Origin of the sequence: Streptomyces sp. 135 (assembly GCF_020026305.1) — a bacterium.
Taxonomy (GTDB): Bacteria; Actinomycetota; Actinomycetes; order Streptomycetales; family Streptomycetaceae; genus Streptomyces.
This window is the reverse complement of the sequence record NZ_CP075691.1, coordinates 5273733-5295880: the sequence shown is the minus strand read 5'-3', so window position 1 is coordinate 5295880 and position 22148 is coordinate 5273733. Positions and strand designations below refer to the sequence as shown.

Genomic DNA, 22148 nt, shown 5'->3' with positions numbered 1-22148 from the left:
CCGGGTCGGTCCGGGTACGTCCCGGCAGGTTGGCCAATTGTCGGACCCGTCTGGTTCGCTTGGGTCATGGAGATTCTCTGGTTCCTGTTCGCGGTGATCGTCATCGGCGCGGTCCTCGGGCCCGTGCTGCTGCGCAGGCGCGGTGGAATCCGGCAGGTGGCGCCCGGTTCGCCGGACGCCGCGGACCCGGCGGACTACGGCTTCCTGCGCCAGGAGGAGCTGGACATCCGCATGCCGGGGGCGGACGCCGATCTCCTCGAAGTGCTCGACCTCGTGCAGCGCACGCAGGAGTGGAAGGCCGCCTCGCAGCTCCTCGCGGGCACCGAGACGCACGGTGAGCTGCGCTGGCAGCGCGTGCAGGCCTTCGCGGGCGCGGCCTCGCTGGAGCTGCAGCAGCGGCCCGGTGGCGTGAGCGGCAGCCCCGGCGGGCAGTGGCTGCGGGTGTGGCGGGCCGAGGCGCCCAAGGACGCGGGCGGCGCCGCGGTGCACGCGGAGTTCCTCGTCCAGCAGGCGTGGCGCACGGCGGAGCAGGGGACGGACGAGTTCCGGATCATTCTGGAGGAGGCCAGGGAGGCGTGCGCGCAGGCGGCGCTGCTGGCGCCGGGTGACCCGATTCCGTATATCGTCGAGCTCTCGATCGCCCGTGGGCTCTCGTACCCCCGCGAGGAGTTCGAGCAGCTGTGGCTGAAGATCCTGGACCGCGCGCCCGCGCACATGGGCGCCCATCTGGCGGCGCTGCACTACTGGTGCGAGAAGTGGCACGGCTCGCGCGACCTCGCGTACGGCTTCGCGGAGGCGGCCGCCGCGCGCGCGCCGCGTGCCTCCCTGCTCGCGGCGCTCCCGCTCTTCGCCGTCTACGAGCACTTGCCCGAGGTGAACCTGGTCCGCGGCTTCTATCAGAGCGAGGTCGTCACCAAGGCCGTCGAGGGCGCCCTGTTCGCGGTGCACGCCGCGCGCCCGGACGACCCGATGCTGGCGCACGTCCGGCATCTGCTGATCCTCTTCCTGGTCCACTGCGAGCGGTGGGCGGAGGCCATGAACCAGCTGGTGCACGTGGACGGCCACGTCGGGGCCCTGCCCTGGACCCTGACCACGGACCCGGCCGAGAGCTACGCGCTGTACCGCGCGCTGGCGGTCGCGGGGTACGAGGCGAACGGCGGAAGCCCGGCGACGCTGCCGCACTGAGCCGCCGGCCGCGGGCCGTCCGGAATGCGGGGGGCCGCGAGCACGTTCCCCTGAGGCACCCGTGTGAGGGTGCGCCCCTGCCAGGTCCCGCACGAGGAGAGACCCACATGATCTTCGGCCGCACGCCCGAGCTCCCCACCCCCGAGCAGGCCCTGAAGGGCCGGGCGACCCCGGAATTCGAGGTCCCCGCGCGCCACACGGTCCTCGGCAACCCGCTGCTCGGCCCCTATCCCGAGGGCCTTCAGGTCGCGGACTTCGCGCTGGGCTGTTTCTGGGGGGCGGAGCGCAAGTTCTGGCAGACGGAGGGCGTATGGACGACGTACGTCGGCTACCAGGGCGGTTACACCGAGAACCCCTCCTACGAAGAGGTCTGCTCCGGCCTGACCGGCCACACGGAGGCGGTCCGCGTCGTCTTCGACCCGTCGAAGGTGTCGTACGCGTCGCTCCTGAAGCTCTTCTGGGAGTCCCACAACCCCACGCAGGGCTTCCGCCAGGGCAACGACGTCGGCACGCAGTACCGCTCGGCGATCTACACGCACTCCCCCGAGCAGGAGGCCGGCGCGAAGGCGTCCCTGGAGGCCTACCAGCAGGTCCTGACGGCCGCGGGCCACGGCACCATCACGACGACGGTCCTCCCGGCGCAGAACCGCCCCTTCTGGCCGGCCGAGCCGTACCACCAGCAGTACCTGGACAAGAACCCCGACGGCTACTGCGGCATCGGCGGCACGGGCGCCCTCCTGGACACGCCGTCGGAGACGAACTGGGGGCGGGCGTGCCCGACGGGCATCGCGCCGGCGCCGGGCCAGAACTGACCGGCTCCCCGAGCCCGAACCGGGACCACCCCATGCGGACTGCGTACCGCATGCTGAGGACCGCCTGGGGCATCGCCGTGGACCTCACGGCGGAGGCCTCGCTCCACCCGACCGCACGGGCCCGCGCCTCGCTCCGGAGGAGGCGGTATGGCCGCGCCCCGGCGCGACCCTGGCCGGCCCCGCCGTGGCGGCCCGGCACGCTCAAGTGGCTCGAAGAGGATTTCGCCCCTCAGTCGGCCCCGAGGTCCCGCCGCATCACGCGGCGCAACTCGGCGATCGCGGCGTCGTTCCCCGCCTCCAGCTCCGCGTAGACCTCGCTGCCGGCCGTCACGCCCTCCAGGACACGGTCACGCGTCGTCCGGAGGGCGATGAAGGCGGATCTGGCCGCCTCGACGACGTCGGCCGGGGCGATGATCGCCAGCTGGTGGCGGATCTCGTAGGCGCCCGGCGCCAGGAAGCGGTCGCGGACCTCACGGGCGTGGTCCTCGCTGCCGGGGATCGCGCCGCCCGTCGCCTGCGCGCACTCGTGGAGGGCCGTGCGGACGCGGGACAGCGCCGCCGTGTACTCCGCGTACAGCTGTCTCCGCGTGGCCGTCTCCCGATCCGCGCTCTCACGCCGCCATCGGATCCGGTCGGCGAGAAGCGTCGCGCCGACGCCGATCACCGCGCCCAGCAACGTACTCACAGGCGATATCCACTCCACGAGGACACGACCCTAACGGCCCCCGCCCGAGCCCGCGTCGGCCACGTCCGTGACCCCTCTGCCCTCAGCGAATCTGCCACCAGCCGAGATCCCTGACAGCGCTGCCATCCGCGGGCAACAGTGAAGGCACGGCGCGGCGTTGGAGTCGCGGTACTTCAGGGAGGTCCGATGTCAGTACTCGGCAGTGGCTGGGACGCGGTGGTGCGGCCGCGGGGCGAGGACGGGGACACCGCCCCGTCCCGGTTCGACGACCACCTCGCGGCGCAGCTGCTCAACCAGCGGATCGTGTTCCTCGGGACGCAGGTCGACGAGGTGTCCGCCAACCGCGTCTGCGCGCAGATGCTGCTCCTGTCGGCCGAGGACCCGAAGACCGACATCAGCCTGTACATCAACAGCCCCGGCGGGTCCGTCACCGCCGGGCTCGCCGTCTACGACACCATGCGGCTCATCCCGAACGACGTCTCCACCCTCGCCATGGGATTCGCCGCGAGCATGGGGCAGTTCCTGCTGAGCGTCGGGACGCACGGCAAGCGGTTCGCGCTGCCCAACGCGCGGATCATGATGCATCAGCCGTCGGCCGGCATCGGCGGGACCACCGCCGACATCGCCATCCAGGCGGAGAACCTGGAGTTCACGAAGAAGACCATCGAGCGGCTCACCGCCGAGCACACCGGGCAGAGCGAGGAGACGATCTCCCGCGACGGGGACCGCGACCGGTGGTTCACCGCCGAGCAGGCCAAGGAGTACGGGATGGTCGACCGCGTGGTCGAGTCCCTGGAGGACGTGCGGCCCGCCGGGTCGAAGCGGCGTATCGGGCTCGGGATCTGAGGGGGCAGCGGAAAATGAGTCAGTACACCATTCCCACCGTCGTCGAGCGCACTCCGCAGGGCGGCGAGCGGGCATACGACGTCTACAGCCGGCTGCTGTCGGAGCGGATCATCTTCCTCGGGACCGAGATCGACGACGGGGTCGCCAACGCCGTCATCGCGCAGCTGCTCCATCTGGAGTCCGCCGCGCCGGAGCGCGAGGTCGCCATCTACATCAACTCGCCGGGCGGTTCCTTCACTTCGCTCATGGCCATCTACGACACCATGAGCTTCATCTCCGCGCCGATCTCGACGTTCTGCGTCGGCCAGGCCGCCTCCACGGCCGCCGTGCTGCTCGCCGGCGGCGACCCGGGGCGGCGGTTCGTGCTCGACCACGCGCGCGTGCTGCTCGGGCAGCCCGCGAGCCGCGGCCGGCAGGGCACGGTCTCCGACCTCGCCCTGGAGGCGAAGGAGATGCTGCGGATCCGCTCCCAGGTGGAGGAGGTCCTCGCGCGGCACACCCGGCACGACGTCGCCACGCTCCGCGCCGACATGGACCGCGACAAGGTGTTCACCGCGCAGGAGGCGGTCGCGTACGGCCTCGCCGATCAGGTGCTCAGCAGGCGCGCCCTGCCCGCCGAGGCGGCCTGAGCGACAGCGGGCAGGGCGAGAGTCATCAGGCCGCCAGGCGCACTTCGCCCTGGGACGACGCCCTGGCCGGCCTCACGCGGGGAAGGCCGGCCAGCCGGGTCTGGGCCAGGGACAGTACGTCGGACAGGCCGAGGCCGAGCGCGTGGGCCGCGGCCGCGAGGACCTCGGACGAGGCCTCCTTGCGGCCGCGCTCCAGCTCGGAGAGGTACGGCATGGAGATCCGGGCCGCGTCGGCCACGTCCTTGAGCGTGCGCTCCTGCGCGAGGCGCTCGCGGCGCAGGACGTCCCCGACGACGTCACGCCACAGGGGCTCCTTGGCCGCGGGGCCGGGCTCCCGAGCCGGGCCCGGCACCGCCTTGACGGGGCGCAGAGGGATGACGCGGGCGTCGTTCGGCATCTGCCGCTCTTGGCTGCTCACCCCCTCAGCCTAGGAGGGAACCCGGCCGCGGGGCAGCGCGGGACGTTCTGCCGCCCGCGAAATCCCCTGCCCCCACAGCCGGGGCGGCTACTGCGCGCCCGAGCCCACCGACGACGCGTCCCGGCCCCAGCTCGCCAGCAGCCGCAGCCCCTGCGCCGACGCCGAACCCGGCTCCGCGTGGTACATGACCAGCGACTGGTCGCAGTCGTCCGGAAGCCGCAACGTCTCGTACGCCAGGGTCAGTTCGCCCACCAGCGGGTGGCGCATGCGCTTGACGCCGTGCCCCTTCTCCCGCACGTCATGGGTGGCCCACAGCCGTCTGAACTCGTCGCTCTTCACGGAGAGTTCGCCGACCAGGGCGGACAGCTCCGTGTCGTTGGGGTAGCAGCCCGCGTCCATGCGCAGGTAGCTGACGATGTCGGAGGCCTTCTGCTCCCAGTCGACGAAGAAGTCGCGTGCGCGCTCGTCGAGGAAGCAGATCCGCGCCCAGTTGCGGTCCTTGGGGGCGAGCTCGCCCCAGTCGCCGAAGAGGGCGGCCGCCGCCGCGTTCCAGGCGAGGATGTCCGAGCGGCGCCCGACGACGTACGCGGGCGTGCCGTCGATGGAGTCCAGCAGCCGTTGCAGCGCGGGCCGCAGGTGCTGCTGCCGGGCGGCCCGCCTCTTCTTCACCGTCTTCGGCTTCGCGAGGCGCGTGAGGTGGGCGTGCTCGGCGTCGGTCAGGCGCAGGGCGCGCGCGATGGCGTCGAGCACCTCGCTGGAGACGTTGCGGCCGTTGCCCTGCTCCAGGCGGGTGTAGTACGCGACGGAGACCCCCGCGAGCTGCGCCAGCTCCTCGCGGCGCAGACCGGGCACCCGGCGGTGGCGCCCGAAGCCGGTCAGCCCGACGTCCTGCGGCTGGAGCCGCGCCCGGCGCGAGCGCAGGAACTCGCTCAGCTCGGCCCGGCTGTCCAGGGGCCTGCCCGGCGGGCCCTGCGGGTGCGGGGCCGCGCTCTCGGAGGTGTCGTCCATGCGTTCCATTATCCCGGCTCGTCCCGCCGGTCGTACGTCCCTGAGCCTGTCCCCGCCAGTGGTAGGACCGCTGGACGTAGGCAGCACGGAGGGCTGGGTGATGTCGCCGGCGGGAGGCAGGCTCGGAGACATGACTGAGCAGATCACCACCGTTTCCGCCTACGCCGCCCCCGCCCCCGACGCGCCGCTGGAGCTCACCACCGTCCCGCGCCGCGCCGTCGGCGAGTTCGACGTCCTGATCGACATCAAGTACGCCGGTATCTGCCACTCGGACATCCACCAGGCCCGTGACGGCTGGGGCGAGGGCATCTTCCCGATGGTGCCCGGCCATGAGATCGCCGGAGTCGTGGCCGAGGTCGGAGCGGGCGTCAGCAAGTTCGCCGTCGGTGACCGCGTCGGCGTCGGCTGCATGGTCGACTCGTGCCGTGAGTGCGAGAACTGCCGGGCGGGCCTGGAGCAGTACTGCGTCAAGGGCAACGTCCCCACGTACAACGGCCTCGGCAAGGACGGCGAGCCGACCTACGGCGGCTACTCCACGCACATCGTCGTGGACGAGGCGTACACCGTACGCATCCCCGACGGGCTGGCACTGGACGTGGCCGCGCCGCTGCTGTGCGCCGGCATCACCACGTACTCCCCGCTCAAGCGCTGGAACGCGGGCCCCGGCAAGAAGATCGCCGTGGTGGGCCTCGGCGGTCTCGGCCACATGGCCGTCAAGATCGCGCACGCCATGGGTGCCGAGGTGACCGTCCTGTCGCAGTCCCTGCGCAAGAAGGCCGACGGCGAGCGGCTCGGCGCCGACCACTACTACGCGACCAGCGACGACGCCACCTTCGAGCAGCTGGCGGGGTCCTTCGACATGATCCTCTCCACGGTCTCGGCGCCAAGCTGCTGCTGCGCACCGAGGGCGCCTTCGTGAAGCCCGCGTGATCGGCGGCGGCAAGACCCTCGCCGGTTCCATGATCGGCGGCATCCGGGAGACGCAGGAGATGCTGGACTTCTGCGCGGGGCACGGGCTCGGCTCGGAGATCGAGCTGATCCGCGCCGACCAGATCAACGAGGCGTACGAGCGGGTCCTCGCCAGCGACGTGCGCTACCGCTTCGTGATCGACGCGGCGACGATCTGAGGGTCATCGGCGCTCGCTGTGACGAACGGTCCTCGTGGCCGGAAAACGCCTCGGTCGCGGGGCCTGGTCCGCAGGGCGCGGCGGAACCGGGACCCGTGACCGATCCGGGCGCCGTGTGCCCCGGCCTACCGTGGTCCTCGTCAGCGCGGGACACGGGGGTTCCGGCGAGACTTTCGGCAAGCAGGGAGGTCACACGATGTCCATCGAGTTGAACCACACGATCGTCGCGGCCACGGACAGGAAGGCGTCGGCGCAGTTCCTCGCCGACATCCTGGGGCTCGAAGCGGGTCCGGAGTACGGCCCGTTCATCCCCGTGGAGATCCCCAACGGCGTGACCCTCGACTACATGGAGAGCGGCGGCCCGATCACGCCGCAGCACTACGCCTTCCTGGTCTCCGAGGACGAGTTCGACACGATCTTCGGCCGCATCGAGGAGCGGGGCCTGGCCTACTGGGCCGACCCGTACCACCACCGCGCGGGCGAGATCAACACGAACGACGGCGGACGCGGCGTCTACTGGGAGGACCCGAACGGGCACAACCTGGAGATCCTCACCCGGCCCTACGGCAGCGGCGGCTGAGGCGGGGCGCTCCCCTCCAGGAACGCGAGCACCGGCTCGGTGGCCACGTCCGCGAACTCCTCGAAGTAGGCGTGCCGGGCGCCCGGGACGAGGAACGTCCTGGCGTCCGGGATGCGGGCGGCGAGCAGCGGGGCGTTGGCCGCCGGGTTGAACGTGTCGTCCGTGCCGTGCACGACCAGTACCGGCGCCGTGATGCGCGGCAGCGCCTCCCACGCGTCGTGGCGGGCGCTGGCCCGCAGATGGCGGCGGCGGGCGTGGGCCGGCATGTCCGGGTCGCCGAGGGTGTGGAACTCCCGCCCCGGGCGGTCGCGTTCCTGCCCGGCGAGCCAGGCCGGGGTGTACATGAGCTCCAGCAGAGCGCGGCGTACGGCGTGCGGATCGGCCTGGTTCAGGGCGGCCCGGACCTCGGGGCCGCGCTCGACGCCGTGCGGGGCCCCGGGCGACGTACAGCCGAGGACGAGGCGGTCGACGCGCTCCGGATGGTCGGCCGCCAGCCACTGGGCGATGCGGCCGCCCATCGAGGTGCCGTAGACGTGGGCGCGGTCGATGCCCGCGTGGTCGAGGACCGCGATCACGTCACGGGCGAAGCCCGGCGTGCTGTACGTGTCGGTGTCGGGGCGGTCGCTCTCGCCGGTGCCGCGGTGGTCCATGACGACGGTGGTGAAGCGCGCGGCGAAGTCGTCGCGCACGCAGTCCCACCAGTGGTGGCTGTTGGACTGCCCGGCGAGGAGCACCAACGGCCCGCCCGCGCCGTGCAGTTGATAGTGGATCGCGGCGCCGTCGGCCGCTTCGGCGAAGGGCACGGCCGGTCACTTCCCCCGCAGGTCGGCGACGAGGCGGAAGCGCTCCAGGACGAGTTCGGTGCCGTCGTCGACGGTGAACGTGTCGTCGCCGAGCGCGGCGCGCAGCTCCGCGCCGTGCCAGAAGTTCTCGTGCCCCGCCCGCCACGCGGCGACGGTCGTGTACCCCTCGCCTTCGTCCACGGCGTGGGCGAGGTCCACGTCGGCCAGCGGCACGATCCGTACGTCCGTCGTCTCGATGACGGCCACGGGCCGGTCGTCCGAGTCGACGACGACCGCGCGTTCACCGGCGGCCGGGAGCGGGTCGCCGTCGCGTTCGTAGTCGAGGAGGAGGCCCGTCGTCGACGTCTTGGAGCCGTCCAGGATCGCCGCCACGAGCTGGTCGCGCAGCGGTCCGGGGAAGGCGAACTCCGCCTTGGGGAGCGAGTCGTGGGTGCCCTGGTTGCCCTGCGGTGACGTGGTCATGGGAGCACAGTAATGGCCCGACCGGCTCATCCTGGGGCTCACTCCTGGGGCGGGCGGGACGCGCCCCAGTCCCACAGCGCTTGCAGCACCGGCCCCAACGCGCGGCCGTGCGGGGTGAGTTCGTAGGTGACCGCCGGGGGCCAGCCGGGAGTGCGGGTGCGCTCGACGGCGCCCGCGGCGGTGAGCTGGGCGAGGCGGTCCGTCAGCACTTTGTCGGACAGCTCGGGGAGGGCGGCGGCCAGTTCGCTGTACGTGCGCCGCTCGTGCCGCAGCAGCTCGCGGACCAGGAGCGTCGTCCAGCGGCCGCGCAGGGCGGCGAGGGTGATCTCCACGGGACAGGACGGGCTCGGGGCCGTGACGCGGGCCCGCGCGTCGTCCGGGAGCCCCGGGCGGCCGGCTCGGGCCGCGCCGCTTACCGTTCGGTGAGTCACGAGTCCCTCTCCTACCGTCTGGGCCATGACGATATCGACACCGTCCCTGCCCACCCGCGCCGAGGATGTCCCCGCCGCGTTCGCCGAGCGGTTCAACAGCGGCGACGCCGAGGCCGTGCGCGAGCTCTACGAGGAGCGGGCCGCCTTCGTGCCCGACACCGGAGCCGCCGTGCACGGCAGCGCGGAGATCGCGGCCGCCAACGGCCCCTTCCTCGCCCTCGGCCTGCCGATCTCCGTGACGCCGCGGCATGTGCACGTCGCCGGGGAGATCGCCCTCCTCGTCGTCGACTGGGAGATCGGCGACGGCGTGGTGCGCTCCACCGCGACGGACGTGGCACGACGCGGCGCCGACGGGTTCTGGCGATACGTGATCGACAGTCCCTTCGGCGCCGCGCCGCGGTCAACGCACTAGCGGCGCAAGGTCACTTGCCGTAGTACGCGTTGTGGATCGACAGCGTCGACTTGTTCCCCTTCTTGTCCGTGATCTTGGCGTGGAAGGAGATCCCCTTGTCCTTCTCGGGGTTCTTGACCGAGATCTTCCCGTTGACGACCTTGACCTGCTTCCAGGTCTGGCCGTAGTCGTACGAGACGTAGACGTACAGGGACTTGAGGTTCGCACCGGCCGCCGCGCCCTGGACCGTGACCGGTACGGACTGGGTCTTGCCGGCCTCCGCCCTGCTGCGCAGGTCGACCGCCGGACCGAACCGCACGACGGAGACGGGCAGCTTCGCGCTGTCCACCTTCTTGGAGCGGAACTTGAAGCTCGCGTCGACGCGGGTGGAGGCCGCCGCGACCTTCACCGACCGCTTCACCGAGGTCTTCAGCTCGTACGCGGCATCGCCCGAAGGCACCTTGAACGGCGCCCCGCCGACCAGCGGGTCGTCGTTCTCGCCCAGCTTGGTGCCGTTGCGGTACAGCGTGGTCTTCACCGACGTGTAGAGCGAGGAGCCCAGGTGGTTCTTGCCGTCGGCGAACAGCGGCAGGGAGCCCACGATCTCGTTGTCCTGGCGGAAGACACCGAGGTCGCCTCCGACGCGCGGCCCGAACACGGCCGTGTTGAAGGTCTTCTCGTAGCTCTGGCCGCCCTTGAAGGCCTGCGCGGCGCCGAGCGTGTAGCCGGCGTCGACGATGGGCCAGCCGTCCGGGCCGGTCCCGGCCTGCTGCTCCAGGTCGAGGCTCCACTTCGCCTTGTCCACGGTGGACAGGTACAGCGTCCGGGTGGTGGGCAGCGGACGCGGTATGCCGACCGAGGAGCCGCTGGTGCTGCCCGGGAGGCTGCCCATGGCGCTCAGCGCGCCCTTCTTGCCCGAGGACGACGCGCCGACGTTCACCTTCACCTTGGCGAGCTCGGCCGCCTTGAAGTGCTTGGTGTACCCGGTCGCGAGCTCCTTGACCTTGCCACCGGTGACGATGTCGTACTCGGTGTCGTCACCCTTGGTCCAGTGCCCGCCCCACTGCTGGAACAGCGAGCCGTCGGTGACCGCCGCACCCTGGTGCTTCGTACGGAAGTCGGCGTACGAGTCGAGCCACCAGCCGAAGCTGTAGCTCCCCTGCGGGACGTCGACCGTGTAGTCCGGGGCGGCGAACCCGAGCTCGGCGCCCGCGTCCGGCACCGTGATGTCCACCGGCTTCGTCGTCCGCGCGTCCAGCGTCACCGTGGCGTCCTTGGTGACGTTCAGCTTCGGCTGCGCGATCCAGTCGGCGCCCTTCTTGAAGTCCGTCGGGTCGACGAACAGGCCCGAGTTGAGGATGTAGCCGCCCTTGGGCACGCGCACCTTGACGGTGCCGGACTCGTCGTACGGGTTGTACGACATGTCGGCGGCGGGGCCGCTGACGCCTTCCAGGTCCAGGTCGTAGGTCGTCGCCGGAGCGCCGTCCCGGCCGATGAGCTTCACCGTCAGGTCGTACGACTCGACCTCGTTCACCACGGCGGCGGCCGTCCGCACGGACTGCCCGCCGCCGGTCGCGACGACGTACGCGGAGTACGCGCCGTCGAGGGCCGCGCCCCGCTTGGAGTCGGCGGTCAGGTCGACGGAGGCGGTGCCGCCCGCGGGGACGGTCACCTTCTTCGCGCCGAGGCCGAAGAAGCCGGCCGGGGCCGGGCGGCCCTTCGGGTCGGTGCCGCTCACCGTGACGTCGAGGGTGACGTCGGCCTTGCCGGTGTTGCGGTACGTCACCTTCTTGGTGACCGGCTTGTCGTCGGTGTGCGGCCACTGCTGCGTGCCGAAGTTCACCGACACCGGCTCGGCGAAGACCGTCTGCTTGATGGCCTTGTCGACGGCGATACGGCCCGAGCCCTGCTGGAACGGCGTGTACTTGCCGCCCTTGGTGGACGCCGTCAGGGCGCCCTTCAGCTCGGAGTACTTCCAGTCGGGGTGCTGCTGCTTCAGCAGCGCGGCGGCGCCCGCGACGTGCGGGGCGGCCATCGACGTACCGGAGATCGTCAGGTAGCCCGCGGGGCTCTCGCCGACCTCCTTCGCGAGGACGCTGCCCGGCGCGGAGGCCGCGGTGATGTCCACACCGGGAGCCGTCACATCGGGCTTGATCGCGCCGTCGCCGACCCGCGGGCCCTGGCTGGAGAAGTCCGCGAGCTCGTCGTTGTCGTCGACCGCGCCGACGGTGAGCGCGGCGTCCGCGCTGCCCGGTGAGCCGACGGAGCCGGGCTCGCCGTCGTTGCCCGCCGAGATGGCGAAGAGGATGCCCTTCTCCGCGGAGAGCTTGTCGACCTGCGCTTCGAGGGGGTCGACACCGGGGGTGTCGCCGCCACCGAGGCTGAGGTTGACGATGTCGGCGCCCTCGGCGGCCGCCCAGTCCATGGCGGCGATGATGCCGGAGTCGTCGCCGTAGCCCTCGTCGTCGAGGACCTTGCCGTTCAGGAGCTTGGCGCCGGGTGCGACGCCCTTGAACTTGCCGCCCGACGTGGCTCCGGTGCCGGCCGCCGTCGAGGCGACGTGCGTGCCGTGGCCGTAGCGGTCCTTGGCGTCCTCGGCAGGTGTGCCGGGGGTGAAGTTCTTCTCGGCGACCACCTGGCCCTTGAGGTCCGCGTGGTCGGCGGCGATGCCGGTGTCCAGGACGGCGATCTTCACGCCCTTGCCGTCGTACCCGGCGGCCCACGCCTTGTCGGCGCCGATCTGCTTGACGCTCTTGTCGAGGCTCGCCTTGCGGACGCCGTCCAGCCAGACGTGGCTGATGCCGGACGCGGCGGTGCGGGCGTCGCCCTTGCCGCTGGTGAGCGCGGCCCACAGGTCGGCGGCGTCGCGCTTGGGAGTGGTGACGGCGTCGGCGTTCAGCGACTTCAGGGTCCTGCGGACCGTGGTGTCACCGGCCGAGCGGACGTCCGCCTTGGCCCCGGTCGCGGCTCCCTTGTAGCCGACGATGACCTTGAGGCCCTTCTTCTGGGCCGCGCGGTTGCGCTTCTTGTTCAGCTCGGTGACGTCGAACAGCCGCTGGTCGATCCTGCCGTCGGCTATCAGGCGCTGCGCGTCGGCGGGTATCAGCAGCGTGTGGCCGTCCTTGCGCCGCACCTGCACCGGGATGTGCTCGCGCCCCTTGGCCCGGTCGAGCCCGATCACGCGGCCCTTGGCGTCGAGGACGGCCCGGTCGCCCGTGATCAGCGTCACGTGGTCGGTGCCGGCGGACTTGCCCGCCGCGCCCCGCGCACCGGTCGGCTGCGCCGGGTCCGCGGAGGCCGGGCTGGTCATGCCCGCCGCGAGCGCCACGGCGACGGCCGCGGCGACGGTGGCCCCGCCCGCTCTCTTCACTTGTCTGTGCAAGTCTCCCCCTGGAGTTGAAGGGGCTGCCGCCCCTCGGACACCGAAGTATGCCGAGAGTCGAACATCTGCTCAATAGTGGGAAGAAAGCGGGTAGTTGGTGCCGGTGGGTTTTTGCCCGGACATGACGGTGGCCCGCACCCTTGCCGGGGTGCGGGCCGCGTCGTGTCGTACGACTGTACGCGTGTGCGCGCGTACGCGTGGGATCAGACGGCGGAGCCGGCCTTCCACTGCGCCCAGTCCATGTTCCAGCCGTTGAGGCCGTTGTCCGGGGCGATGGTCTTGTCGCCGGTGTTGCGGACGTCGACGACGTCACCGGTGATGGTGTTGTCGAAGAACCAGGCGCCGGGCTTGCTCTTGTCGCCCGCGCCCTTGGCGTCCTCCAGGCCGATGCAGCCGTGGCTGGTGTTGGCGTTGCCGAAGATCGACGGCGAGCCCCAGTAGTTGCCGTGGATGAAGGTGCCCGAGGAGGACAGCCGCATGGCGTGCGGCACGTCCTTGATGTCGTACTCGCCCTTGCCGTCGTTGTCCTTGAAGCCGACGGTCGCGCCGTCCATGCGGGTCTCCTTGAACATCTCGGAGATCACCATCTTGCCGTTGTACGTCTTGTTCTCGGGCGAGCCCGCGGAGATCGGGATGGTCTTGATGACCTTGCCGTCCCGGGTGACCTTCATCGTCTTCGTCTTGGCGTCGACGATGGAGACCTGGTTACGGCCGATCTTGAACTGGACGGTCTTCTGCTGCACGCCGTAGACACCGTCGGCACCCTCGACACCGTCGAGGTCCAGCTTCAGCGTGACGGTGGAGTTGCCCTGCCAGTACTCCTCCGGGCGGAAGTCCAGGCGGTTGTTGCCGAACCAGTGGCCGACGACTTCCTGCCCGCTGGTGGACGACACCTTGATCGCGGACTGGACTTCCTTCTTGTTCGTGATGCCCTTGTCGAAGTTGATCGACACGGGCATGCCGACGCCGACCGTCGAGCCGTTCTCGGGCGTGAAGCTGCCGATGAAGCTGTTGGCCGGCGAGACGGTCGTGAACGTCGAGTTCTCGTGCGCCTTGCGGCCCTCGGAGTCCTTGGCGGTGGCCGAGATCTTGTACTTCGTGGCGCGTTCGAGCTGGCCGGCGGGCTTCCAGCTCGTCTTGTCAGCGGATATCTGACCGGCCACGGCCTGACCGTCGGACGCCTTCATCACCACCGAGGTGAGCGTGCCCTCGCTGACCGTGACCTTGGCCGCGCTGTTGATGCTGGCGTTGTCGGAGCCGTTCTTCGGCGCGATCCGGATCTGGGCGGCGGAGGTCTTCTTGGCCGCCGCCTCGTCGACCTGGTTCTGCGACTCCTTGCCGCCTCCGGAGGCCTTGCCCCCGTCGTCGCCGTTGCACGCCGAGAGCACGAGCACGCCGCCGACGAGCGCGGACACGGCCGCCAGGCCCTTGCGTCCACGCCCCGACTTGCGACGCCTACTGTCCGTCATCACACGCATCTCCATAGTTGCCGAATCCCCGAACCAGCCGTGACCGGCCCCGATAGTGCCTCGTAACCCCGCATAACGTCCTGCCCGGTTCGTCCCGTTCCACTTCCGCGCGGAGTGTGGGGAACACCACGTCCGCGGTGCTGGCGCCGGTCCCCGCCACCACTGTGCGGCATGGGACCGCCGAGGGGAAAGCCGATCACCGTGCGGGGATGAGACGACGGGACCCCGGACGGCGGTTGCTGTCCGGGGTCCCCGATTCCGGATCTCCTAATCCAGGTCCGGATCGCGCCGTCGGCTAGGCGAGCCTGTCGTCGCGGCCGTACATCGCCTCATGGCCGTACTCCGCGTCGGGCTCGTCGTCCCCGTCGCTCTCGCCGTCGTCGTCATCATCCTCGTCGGGGTCCCAGTCCGGCGAGTCGGGGTCGTAGTCGATCATTTCGCTGCTCCACGAGGCCTGGGTGAGCTCGATCCCTGGCACCGCGCTGACCAGGTCGAACGGATCCACCAGATAGGCGAGCGCCTCCGCGCCGTCCTCCTTGACGGCGCTCTCGGCGTGCGCGCGCTCCTCGGCGGGCATCTGCCCGTCCTCCGCGACACGGGCCAGCGCGGCACCGGTCAGCTGTTCGGCGTCCTCGACCTCCACCACCATTTCAACCCGCAGTCGCACAAACCGTGATGTCTCGTCTCCAGTCATACGAGGGAGCGTAAGGCCCGCTCCCCCCGCGACTTTCCCGCGACCCGCGCCTTTCATTACCATCGCCCCACACGGCCAATTCGCCAGCGCCACAAGGGGGATCCGATTCCGTGTCCGCACGTCGTTCGATGCTGACCGCCACCGCCGCCGGAGCCCTCCTCGGCGCCCTGTGGTTCGTCCCCTCCGCGAACGCGACCTCCGCCGGGTCGCACGACACCCCCCGGGACGACAGGCCCGCGAACTCGGCCCCCCACCACGATGCGACCGCGACCGCGACCACCGGACGCCTCGCCGACACCGGCAGCTTCGACACGACTCCGTACGTGGCCGGCGGGACGGCGTTCCTCGGCCTCGGGGCGGGCTTCGTGGCCTACTCCGTCCGCAGAGAGCGCTCGGGCCAGGCGCGCGGCGCGGCGTTCTGAGCGGGCCCCGCGCACGTACGGCGCCCTGGGACATCCTGCTGCTCGGCGGCGCGTCCGGCGTCGGCAAGAGCCGGGCCGCCGCTCAACTGGCAGCGGAGTCGAAGGCGTTCGTCGTCGAGTTCGACGACGCCGTCGCGGCGGTCCTGGCGATCACCACAGCGCGGGGGCATCCGGACCTCCACCACTTCGACGGCGGCGTCTCGCGGCTCTCCCCCGCGCGGGTCCTGGAGCTCCAGATCGCCACGGCCCGGGCCCTGGACCCCGCGCTCCTCGGCGTCGTGCGCAACCGCCTGACCGTCGACGTGCCCGCCGTGATCGAGGGCGACTACCTCACCCCGGCCGCCGCGGCGCGCGCCGTGCGTGCGGGCGCCGCGGCCGGGCGCGAGGTGCGGGCCGTCTTCCTGCACGAGGGCGATCCCGGGCAGATCGCCGCCAACTACGCCTGCCGGGAGCCGGACGAGGGCGACCAGACCGAGCGCGCCGCGATCAGCGCCGCGTACTCCCACTGGCTCGGCGAGCAGGCGGCCCTGCACGCGCTGCCGGTGGTCGACGCCCGGCCCTGGGCCACGCTGGCGTCCCGCGTCCGGCAGGCGCTCGGCCGTGGCGCCACGGGCGTGGCCTAGGCCAGCGCGCCCGTCACCGGCTCCACCGCGGCGAGCAGCGCGCCGGAGCGGACGAACGCGTCCGCGGCCGCCAGGTCCGGGGCGAGGAAGCGGTCCGGGCCCGGGCCCTCGACGCCCGCCTTGCGGATCGCCTCGATGACCGCCTGCGTGGCGGGGGCCGGGGTGAGGCCCTCGCGGAGCTCGACGGCGCGGGTGGCGGCGTAGAGCTCGATGGCCACGATGCGGGTCAAGTTGTCGACGGCGGTACGCAGTTTGCGCGCCGCCGACCAGCCCATGGAGACGTGGTCCTCCTGCATGGCGGAGGAGGGGATGGAGTCGGCCGACGCGGGGACCGCGAGGCGCTTCATCTCGCTGACCAGGGCGGCCTGCGTGTACTGGGCGATCATCAGGCCGGAGTCGACGCCCGCGTCGTCCGCGAGGAACGGCGGCAGGCCGTGCGAGCGGTTCTTGTCCAGGAGCCGGTCGGTGCGGCGCTCGGCGATGGAGCCGAGGTCGGCGGCGGCGATGGCCAGGAAGTCGAGGACGTAGGCGACGGGGGCGCCGTGGAAGTTGCCGTTGGACTCCACGCGGCCGTCGGGCAGCACGACGGGGTTGTCGACGGCGGCCGCCAGCTCGCGCTCGGCGACCGTGCGGGCGTGCGCCATGGTGTCGCGGCCCGCGCCCGCGACCTGCGGGGCGCAGCGCACCGAGTAGGCGTCCTGGACGCGCGGCGCGTCGTCCTGGTGGTGGCCGGTGAGGCCCGAACCGACGAGCACCGCGAGCATGTTGGCGGCGGAGGCGGCCTGGCCCGGGTGCGGACGGATGGCGTGCAGCTCGGGGGCGAGGACCTTCTCCGTGCCGAGCAGGGCTTCTAGGGTGAGGGCGGCGGTGACGTCGGCCGACTTGTAGAGGGTCTCCAGGTCGGCGAGGGCCATGATCAGCATGCCGAGCATGCCGTCGGTGCCGTTCAGGAGCGCCAGGCCCTCCTTCTCCCGCAGCTCTACGGGCGTGATGCCGTGCGCGGCGAGCAGCTCGCCCGCGGGCTTCAGCGCACCGTCGGGGCCTTCGGCGTCGCCCTCGCCCATCAGCGTCAGCGCGCAGTGGCTGAGCGGGGCGAGGTCGCCGGAGCAGCCTAGGGAGCCGTACTCGTGGACGACCGGGGTGATGCCCGCGTTCAGGACGTCGGCCATCGTCTGCGCGACCTCGGGGCGTACGCCGGTGTGGCCCGAGCAGACCGTCTTCAGGCGCAGGAACATCAGCGCGCGTACGACCTCACGCTCCACGCGCGGGCCCATGCCGGCTGCGTGCGAGCGGACGATGTTGCGCTGGAGCTGGGCGCGGAGGTCGGGGCCGATGTGGCGGCTGGCCAGGGCGCCGAAGCCGGTCGAGACGCCGTAGACGGGGTCGGGCTTGGCCGCGAGCGCGTCGACGATCTCGCGCGAGGCGGCCAGGGCGGCCCGTGCCTCGTCGGTCAGTTCGATCCGTGCGTTGTCGCGCGCGACGGCGATGACGTCCGCCGCACTCGTCCCGGACGTCCCAAGGGCCACGGTGCCCACGCTGTGCATATCCATATTCAGCAGCGTACGGATTGAATCGTCAGGTGTCACGGGCGGATTCGGCGCGGGTCATGTCACAGCTTTCGTCACGGCTTCCGCCACAGGTGTACCAGGTGTGGACGACCCGCAGGCGCTCCCCGAGCTCCAACTCGGCCGCCCGCAGGCACAGTTCATCGGCGACGCGCACCACCTCGTCGGCGGCCGGCCCCACCGACAGGAGGCAGAACTCGTCGCCGCCGAGCCGCGCGGCCAGCGTGCCCGGCAGCATCGCGCCGCAGAGCGAGAGGATGGAGCCGAAGCGCTCCAGGAGCCGGTCGCCGATCGCGTGCCCCCGGGTGTCGTTGACCCGCTTCAGCCCGTTCACGTCGCAGACGACAAGGCTCACCACGGCGCCGTCCAGGCGGTGGCGCTCCACCGCCTCGTCGAGCCGCAGGTCCACCGCGCGGCGGTTGGCGAGCCCGGTCAGCGCGTCCGTGAAGGCCAGCCGGCGCACCTCCTCAAGGCGTTCGGTCTGGGCGATCCCGGCGGCGGCCACCGCCGCGAGGACGGTCGCGAAATCGGCGTCGGAGCGGCCGAAGACGGGCGCGCCCACCGGCCGGGCCACGTACAGCTCGCCCCAGGCGCGCCCGTGCAGCACGATCGGCGCGACCACGCAGCAGCCGCGGCCGCGCCGGCGCAGCGCCGAGACGCGCTGGTGGCAGTAGCCCGCCCAGTGGCCGCCGCTGGGCCCCTCGGCCGTCTCGACCCAGGCGTTCGGCTCGCCGCCGCCGGCCCAGCGCTCGTGCAGGAACTCGGTGATCTCCGGGAACTGGTGGACGGGGTACGCCTCCCGCTCCGGGAACTCCTCCTCGTCCTCGGTTCGTTCGCCAGCGTTCACGAGGACCCGCAACTGGCCCAGATCCCGCTCCCACACGGACAGCGCCGCGAAGCTGCCGCTCAGCGCGCGGCAGGCACCGAGGGCCGCGGCCTGCCAGGACTCACGCGGAGTCTGCGCGGCGGCCATGGCCTGCGCCAGCTCCACCACGGCCCGCAGCCGGACGTCCTCACCCATCCCTCCAGGCTAAGAGGTTTACGACAATTTGGAACTTCGGGGCATAAGCCCGCCGGATGGCTACTCCCCGGGCCACTCGGGCTTCCGCTTCTCGTTGAACGCCGCGACACCCTCCGCGCGGTCGCCCGAGAAGGCCACCGTGCGCCACGCCGCGTCCTCCACCTCGAGGCCCGCCCGCAGGTCGAGGCCGTGCCCGAGGCGCAGGGCACGCTTGGCGGCGCGCAGGCCGACGGGCGAGTTGGCCGCCATGCGGGCGCCGAGCGCGAGCGCTTCCGCACGGGCCTCGCCCTCCCCCACCAGCAGGTCGACCAGGCCCAACTCCCGCGCCTCGGCCGCCTCCACACGCCGCGCCGAGAAGATCAGCTCGGCGGCGCGGGCGGCGCCGACGCGGCGCGGCAGGAGCTGCGTACCACCGCCGCCGGGGATGACGCCGACGGAGACCTCGGGGAGCCCGACGACCGCGGTCGGGTCGGCCACGATCACGTCACAGGAGAGGGCGAGCTCGAAGCCGCCGCCGAGCGCGAAGCCGTGCACGGCGGCGACGGTGGGCATGGGCAGCTCCAGCACGCCGGTGTAGCAGGCGCGGGAGGTGGGGCGCTGGCGCAGCAGCTCGGCGTCGCTGAGGGAGTTGCGCTCCTTCAGGTCGGCGCCGACGCAGAACGCCCGCTCGTGGGTGGAGGTCACGACGACGACGCGGGCGGCGCGGTCCTCGGACAGGGCGGCGCAGGCGGCGGCGACGGAGCGGGCCATCTCCGAGGAGACGGCGTTCATCGCCTTCGGGCGGTCCAGGACCAGTTCGGCGACATGGCCGTGCCGCCTGACCGCCACGTACTCCCCGTACCGCTGCTCGTCACCCATGACCGATACCTCCTGCCGGTTAACGACCGTTACCCGGGGATCATGTCAGCCGCGCCCGGCACCGGGAAGAGGCCCCGGCCCCGGGAAACGGCGGGCTCACGTACGGCGGGCCAGCAGCCAGGGCTCGACGATGCCGAGGCCGCGGACGGGCCGCTGCCACATCGGCTGGAGCGCGAAGCGGTACGCGGGCGGCTCCTCGCCCTCCTTCTCCGCGGCGGCCGCCGCCTCCGCGGCCTGCGCCTCGGAGGCGGGCGCGTCCCCGGTCCGCGTCAGCTCCTCCGCGAAGGCGCCGTCCACGAGCACCGCGTCCCGGGGCGCTATCGACGTGAGGCGGCTCGCGAGGTTCACGGTCGTGCCGAAGACATCGCCCATCCGGGTCGTCACGGTCCCGAAGGCGATGCCGACGCGCAGCTCCGGCATGGTCTCGTCGTTGGCCATGGTCTCGATGAGCCGCAGCGCGATCTCGGCGGCGACGCCCGCGTCGTCGGCGGCGTACAGGACCTCGTCGCCGAGGGTCTTGATGAGCCGCCCGCCGTGTGCGGCCACCAGGTCGGCGGCGGTGGTCTCGAAGGCCTCGACCAGTTCGCCGAGCTCCTCCTCCTCCATGCGGCGGGTCAGCCGCGTGAAGCCGACGAGGTCGGCGAAGCCGACGGCGAGCCGCCGGTCGACCATCTCCTCGTCGTCCGCGGCCTGCACGACGCGGCCGGTGGCGGCGGCGAGCTGGCGGCGCCAGACGTAGACGAGGAACTCCTCCAGCTCGGGCAGGAGCAGTTCGATGAGCGGATACGTGACTTCGGTGCGGGTCATGCCCGGCTCGGGCGGTTCGGTCAGCCCCTCCAGGAAGGAGTCGATCTGCCACTCGGCGAGCCGGGCGGTGGTCTGCCCGGTCGAGCGGGCCACTTGCACCGCCATGGCCTCGCTGAGCAGGCCGGCCTCGACGAGACCGGCCAGGCGCCGCAGCGCGAGTACGTCGGCCTCGGTCAGGGCTTTGGCCTGGCCGATGTCGGGGAAGCCCATGGCTCGCCAGAAGCGGGAGGCAAGCTCCATCGAGACGCCTGCGCTGCGTGCCGCCTGGAAGGGGGTGTAGCGGCGGTCGGCGCCGAGGATGAGCTGTTCGAGCTGGAGGGCGAGGGGGTTCTTCGCGGACTCGCCGTCCGCCTTCTCGTCCTCCACGTCGGGGATCTTGTGGGCGTCCGTCCCGGCCGATCCGGTGCTGCGGCCGGGTCCGTCGTCGGGGCCGCGCTGTGCACCCGCGCCGGAGCCCGTGTCGTCGACGGTCACGCCTGCTGCCCTTCCGATCTGCCGCGGTCAGGTATCGACCGGCGTCAACTTTACGGCAGGTGTGCCGCAGCTCACTCCCGACTCCCCGTGACCCCGGGGTGGGACCCCGGGGCGTCCTGTTGTTCGGGTGCGGGTGCGTCGTGGTTGTTCACGGTGTTTCCCCCCGGGGTGTCCTTTCGGGTGCGGGTGCGTCGTGGTTGGTCGCGCCGTTCCCCGCGGGGGTGTCCTCTCGGGTGCGGGTGCGTCGTGGCCGTTCGCGCAGTTCCCCGCGCCCCTTAAGGGGGCTTCCTGTCGGGTGCGGGTGCGTCGTGATTGTTCGCGCCGTTCCCCGCGCCCCTTAAGGGGGCCTCTTGTCGGGTGCGGGTGCGTTGTGGGTGCTCGCGCCGTTCCCCGCGTCCCCTAACGGGGGCCTCCTGTCGGGTGCGGGTGCGTCGTGGTTGGTCGCGCCGTTCCCCGCGTCCCCTAACGGGGCTTCCTGTCGGGTGCGGGTGCGTCGTGGTTGGTCGCGCCGTTCCCCGCGCCCCCTAACGGGGCCCCGCGCGGGCCCCTCCCCGGCGGGGGTCGCCCCGTGGCGGCTACGGCGCCGGTCGCAGGTGGATGATGTCGCCCGCTCCCACCGGCTCCTGTACCCCCTCCTCCGTGGCGAGGACCAGGCGGCCGTCGCCGTCTACCGCTACCGCCTCTCCTACGATCGCCCTGTCGCCCGGCAGCTCCGCCCGTACCCGGCGGCCCAGCGTCGCGCAGCCCGCCGCGTATGCCTCCTGGAGGCGGGATGCGGACGGGTCGCCGCCCGCCCCGCGCCACACGCCGTACCACTGCTCCAGCGAGCGCAGCACGGCCCGCAGGAGCGGGTCCCGGTCCGTGGTCGCGGCGCCTGCCAGTGCCAGTGAGCCCGCCGTCGGCACCGGCAGCTCGTCCTCACGGAGCGTGACGTTGAGGCCGATGCCGATGACCACGCCGGCGCCGGAGCCCCCGGCGGAACCCGCCCGCTCGGCGAGGATGCCGCCGGCCTTGCGCTCCTCGTCACCGACGGTCACCAGGAGGTCGTTGGGCCATTTGAGTGCCGTGTCCACGCCGGCCACCCGCGAGAGCCCCGTGGCGACGGCGACACCGGTGAGCAGCGGCAGCCAGCACCACCGCTCCACGGGCACCTCGGCGGGCTTGAGCAGGACGGAGAAGAAGAGCCCGGAGCGGGCGGGCGCCGACCACTGCCGGTCCAGGCGCCCGCGCGCCGCGCTCTGCTCCTCGGCGACCAGTACGGCTCCCTCGGCCAGGTCGTCGGCCCGTGCCACCAGGTCGGTGTTGGTGGAGCCGGTGCGGGGCACCACGTCCAGGGAGGACCACAGCCCGCCCTCCCGCAGCAGCGTCCGCCGCAGGGAGGCGGCGTTCAGGGGCGGACGGTCGAGGTCGGACCAGCGGTTGTCTTCAGCATCTGGCGGCGTCATGCAAGCCACCC

General features: G+C 72.1%; 22 protein-coding genes and 1 pseudogene. 9 read left to right on the top strand and 14 right to left on the bottom strand.

The features are described 5' to 3' along the window. The first annotated feature begins 66 nt into the window (after nt 1-66). Both KKZ08_RS24055 and msrA read left to right on the top strand, forming a co-directional pair. Nucleotides 67-1185 (top strand): hypothetical protein, encoded by a 1119-nt coding sequence (locus tag KKZ08_RS24055; RefSeq protein WP_223776422.1) that lies wholly within the window; start codon nt 67-69, stop codon nt 1183-1185. A gap of 107 nt (nt 1186-1292) precedes the next feature. Beyond that, nucleotides 1293-1997 (top strand): peptide-methionine (S)-S-oxide reductase MsrA, encoded by a 705-nt coding sequence (msrA, locus tag KKZ08_RS24050; RefSeq protein WP_223776421.1) that lies wholly within the window; start codon nt 1293-1295, stop codon nt 1995-1997. A gap of 229 nt (nt 1998-2226) precedes the next feature. Here the strand turns inward: msrA and KKZ08_RS24045 are convergent, their stop codons facing one another. Then, complete coding sequence (locus KKZ08_RS24045; RefSeq protein ID WP_223776420.1) at nt 2227-2682, bottom strand: hypothetical protein; 456 nt, start codon at nt 2680-2682, stop codon at nt 2227-2229. A 186-nt stretch (nt 2683-2868) separates the two neighbouring features. Here KKZ08_RS24045 and KKZ08_RS24040 point away from each other — a divergent pair, with 186 nt between their 5' ends. Further along, entirely contained in the window at nt 2869-3528 is a 660-nt protein-coding gene (locus KKZ08_RS24040) for an ATP-dependent Clp protease proteolytic subunit (protein WP_223776419.1), read from the top strand. Nucleotides 3529-3542: 14 nt separating this feature from the next. Further along, the gene (locus tag KKZ08_RS24035) at nt 3543-4157 is read left to right on the top strand and encodes an ATP-dependent Clp protease proteolytic subunit (RefSeq protein WP_223776418.1); all 615 of its coding nucleotides are present in this window, start codon (nt 3543-3545) and stop codon (nt 4155-4157) included. Between the two features lie 25 nt (nt 4158-4182). Here the strand turns inward: KKZ08_RS24035 and KKZ08_RS24030 are convergent, their stop codons facing one another. Both KKZ08_RS24030 and KKZ08_RS24025 read right to left on the bottom strand, forming a co-directional pair. Then, nucleotides 4183-4554 (bottom strand): helix-turn-helix transcriptional regulator, encoded by a 372-nt coding sequence (locus KKZ08_RS24030; protein WP_223779163.1) that lies wholly within the window; start codon nt 4552-4554, stop codon nt 4183-4185. A 108-nt stretch (nt 4555-4662) separates the two neighbouring features. Next, the gene (locus KKZ08_RS24025) at nt 4663-5583 is read right to left on the bottom strand and encodes a helix-turn-helix domain-containing protein (RefSeq protein WP_223776417.1); all 921 of its coding nucleotides are present in this window, start codon (nt 5581-5583) and stop codon (nt 4663-4665) included. Nucleotides 5584-5713: 130 nt separating this feature from the next. Between KKZ08_RS24025 and KKZ08_RS24020 the strand changes: the two are divergent. Together KKZ08_RS24020 and KKZ08_RS24015 are read left to right on the top strand one after the other, a co-directional pair. Next, a pseudogene (locus tag KKZ08_RS24020) lies at nt 5714-6710 on the top strand (NAD(P)-dependent alcohol dehydrogenase). A gap of 196 nt (nt 6711-6906) precedes the next feature. Continuing rightward, nucleotides 6907-7290, top strand: a complete 384-nt coding sequence (locus KKZ08_RS24015; protein ID WP_223776416.1) for a VOC family protein — start codon at nt 6907-6909, stop codon at nt 7288-7290. Here KKZ08_RS24015 and KKZ08_RS24010 read toward each other — a convergent pair. From KKZ08_RS24010 to KKZ08_RS24000, 3 genes are read right to left on the bottom strand one after another with little or no spacing between them, the layout of a single operon-like run. After that, nucleotides 7272-8093, bottom strand: a complete 822-nt coding sequence (locus KKZ08_RS24010) for an alpha/beta fold hydrolase (protein ID WP_223776415.1) — start codon at nt 8091-8093, stop codon at nt 7272-7274. The genes KKZ08_RS24015 and KKZ08_RS24010 overlap by 19 nt on opposite strands. Before the next feature lie 6 nt (nt 8094-8099). Further along, nucleotides 8100-8555, bottom strand: a complete 456-nt coding sequence (locus KKZ08_RS24005; protein ID WP_223776414.1) for an ASCH domain-containing protein — start codon at nt 8553-8555, stop codon at nt 8100-8102. Between the two features lie 38 nt (nt 8556-8593). Then, a complete protein-coding gene (locus tag KKZ08_RS24000) occupies nt 8594-8986 on the bottom strand; it encodes a helix-turn-helix domain-containing protein (RefSeq protein ID WP_223776413.1) in 393 nt (130 codons plus the stop codon). 25 nt (nt 8987-9011) lie between these two features. Between KKZ08_RS24000 and KKZ08_RS23995 the strand changes: the two genes are divergently transcribed. Further along, entirely contained in the window at nt 9012-9398 is a 387-nt protein-coding gene (locus KKZ08_RS23995) for a nuclear transport factor 2 family protein (protein WP_223776412.1), read from the top strand. Nucleotides 9399-9408: 10 nt separating this feature from the next. Here KKZ08_RS23995 and KKZ08_RS23990 read toward each other — a convergent pair whose 3' ends face one another. The 3 genes from KKZ08_RS23990 to KKZ08_RS23980 all read right to left on the bottom strand — a co-directional run bounded on the left by KKZ08_RS23990 (nt 9409) and on the right by KKZ08_RS23980 (nt 14922). Then, nucleotides 9409-12747, bottom strand: a complete 3339-nt coding sequence (locus KKZ08_RS23990) for a S8 family serine peptidase (protein WP_223776411.1) — start codon at nt 12745-12747, stop codon at nt 9409-9411. A 215-nt stretch (nt 12748-12962) separates the two neighbouring features. Next, nucleotides 12963-14228: an Ig-like domain-containing protein gene (locus KKZ08_RS23985; protein WP_223776410.1), complete on the bottom strand. Its 1266-nt coding sequence runs from the start codon at nt 14226-14228 to the stop codon at nt 12963-12965. A 295-nt stretch (nt 14229-14523) separates the two neighbouring features. Further along, complete coding sequence (locus tag KKZ08_RS23980) at nt 14524-14922, bottom strand: hypothetical protein (RefSeq protein ID WP_223776409.1); 399 nt, start codon at nt 14920-14922, stop codon at nt 14524-14526. Between the two features lie 128 nt (nt 14923-15050). On the opposite strand from KKZ08_RS23980, the gene KKZ08_RS23975 reads away from it, so the two are divergent. After that, complete coding sequence (locus KKZ08_RS23975) at nt 15051-15344, top strand: LPXTG cell wall anchor domain-containing protein (RefSeq protein ID WP_223779162.1); 294 nt, start codon at nt 15051-15053, stop codon at nt 15342-15344. Next, complete coding sequence (locus KKZ08_RS39010) at nt 15341-15967, top strand: AAA family ATPase (protein ID WP_346657920.1); 627 nt, start codon at nt 15341-15343, stop codon at nt 15965-15967. The genes KKZ08_RS23975 and KKZ08_RS39010 overlap by 4 nt, the downstream gene beginning before the upstream one ends. Here KKZ08_RS39010 and hutH read toward each other — a convergent pair. The 5 genes from hutH to KKZ08_RS23945 all read right to left on the bottom strand — a co-directional run bounded on the left by hutH (nt 15964) and on the right by KKZ08_RS23945 (nt 22137). Then, complete coding sequence (gene hutH / locus KKZ08_RS23965; protein ID WP_223779161.1) at nt 15964-17511, bottom strand: histidine ammonia-lyase; 1548 nt, start codon at nt 17509-17511, stop codon at nt 15964-15966. The two genes, KKZ08_RS39010 and hutH, sit on opposite strands and share 4 nt — an antisense overlap. 31 nt (nt 17512-17542) lie before the next feature. Then, nucleotides 17543-18553 (bottom strand): GGDEF domain-containing protein, encoded by a 1011-nt coding sequence (locus tag KKZ08_RS23960; RefSeq protein ID WP_223776407.1) that lies wholly within the window; start codon nt 18551-18553, stop codon nt 17543-17545. A gap of 60 nt (nt 18554-18613) precedes the next feature. After that, entirely contained in the window at nt 18614-19411 is a 798-nt protein-coding gene (locus tag KKZ08_RS23955; RefSeq protein ID WP_223776406.1) for an enoyl-CoA hydratase-related protein, read from the bottom strand. A gap of 96 nt (nt 19412-19507) precedes the next feature. After that, complete coding sequence (locus tag KKZ08_RS23950) at nt 19508-20593, bottom strand: adenylate/guanylate cyclase domain-containing protein (RefSeq protein WP_223779160.1); 1086 nt, start codon at nt 20591-20593, stop codon at nt 19508-19510. A 674-nt stretch (nt 20594-21267) separates the two neighbouring features. After that, nucleotides 21268-22137, bottom strand: coding sequence for a biotin--[acetyl-CoA-carboxylase] ligase (locus KKZ08_RS23945; protein ID WP_223776405.1), 870 nt, complete (start codon nt 22135-22137; stop codon nt 21268-21270). Nucleotides 22138-22148 lie beyond the last annotated feature (11 nt).

Excerpts from the sequence above, each read along its gene's own strand:
- KKZ08_RS24055 (WP_223776422.1), top strand. The coding sequence starts at position 67 with ATGGAGATTCTCTGGTTCCTGTTCGCGGTGATCGTCATCGGCGCGGTC.
- msrA (WP_223776421.1), top strand. The coding sequence starts at position 1,293 with ATGATCTTCGGCCGCACGCCCGAGCTCCCCACCCCCGAGCAGGCCCTG.
- KKZ08_RS24040 (WP_223776419.1), top strand. The coding sequence starts at position 2,869 with ATGTCAGTACTCGGCAGTGGCTGGGACGCGGTGGTGCGGCCGCGGGGC.
- KKZ08_RS24035 (WP_223776418.1), top strand. The coding sequence starts at position 3,543 with ATGAGTCAGTACACCATTCCCACCGTCGTCGAGCGCACTCCGCAGGGC.
- KKZ08_RS24030 (WP_223779163.1), bottom strand. The coding sequence starts at position 4,554 with ATGCCGAACGACGCCCGCGTCATCCCTCTGCGCCCCGTCAAGGCGGTG.
- KKZ08_RS24025 (WP_223776417.1), bottom strand. The coding sequence starts at position 5,583 with ATGGACGACACCTCCGAGAGCGCGGCCCCGCACCCGCAGGGCCCGCCG.
- KKZ08_RS24015 (WP_223776416.1), top strand. The coding sequence starts at position 6,907 with ATGTCCATCGAGTTGAACCACACGATCGTCGCGGCCACGGACAGGAAG.
- KKZ08_RS24005 (WP_223776414.1), bottom strand. The coding sequence starts at position 8,555 with ATGACCACGTCACCGCAGGGCAACCAGGGCACCCACGACTCGCTCCCC.
- KKZ08_RS23995 (WP_223776412.1), top strand. The coding sequence starts at position 9,012 with ATGACGATATCGACACCGTCCCTGCCCACCCGCGCCGAGGATGTCCCC.
- KKZ08_RS23985 (WP_223776410.1), bottom strand. The coding sequence starts at position 14,228 with ATGACGGACAGTAGGCGTCGCAAGTCGGGGCGTGGACGCAAGGGCCTG.
- KKZ08_RS23980 (WP_223776409.1), bottom strand. The coding sequence starts at position 14,922 with ATGACTGGAGACGAGACATCACGGTTTGTGCGACTGCGGGTTGAAATG.
- KKZ08_RS23975 (WP_223779162.1), top strand. The coding sequence starts at position 15,051 with ATGCTGACCGCCACCGCCGCCGGAGCCCTCCTCGGCGCCCTGTGGTTC.
- hutH (WP_223779161.1), bottom strand. The coding sequence starts at position 17,511 with ATGCACAGCGTGGGCACCGTGGCCCTTGGGACGTCCGGGACGAGTGCG.
- KKZ08_RS23960 (WP_223776407.1), bottom strand. The coding sequence starts at position 18,553 with ATGGGTGAGGACGTCCGGCTGCGGGCCGTGGTGGAGCTGGCGCAGGCC.
- KKZ08_RS23955 (WP_223776406.1), bottom strand. The coding sequence starts at position 19,411 with ATGGGTGACGAGCAGCGGTACGGGGAGTACGTGGCGGTCAGGCGGCAC.
- KKZ08_RS23945 (WP_223776405.1), bottom strand. The coding sequence starts at position 22,137 with ATGACGCCGCCAGATGCTGAAGACAACCGCTGGTCCGACCTCGACCGT.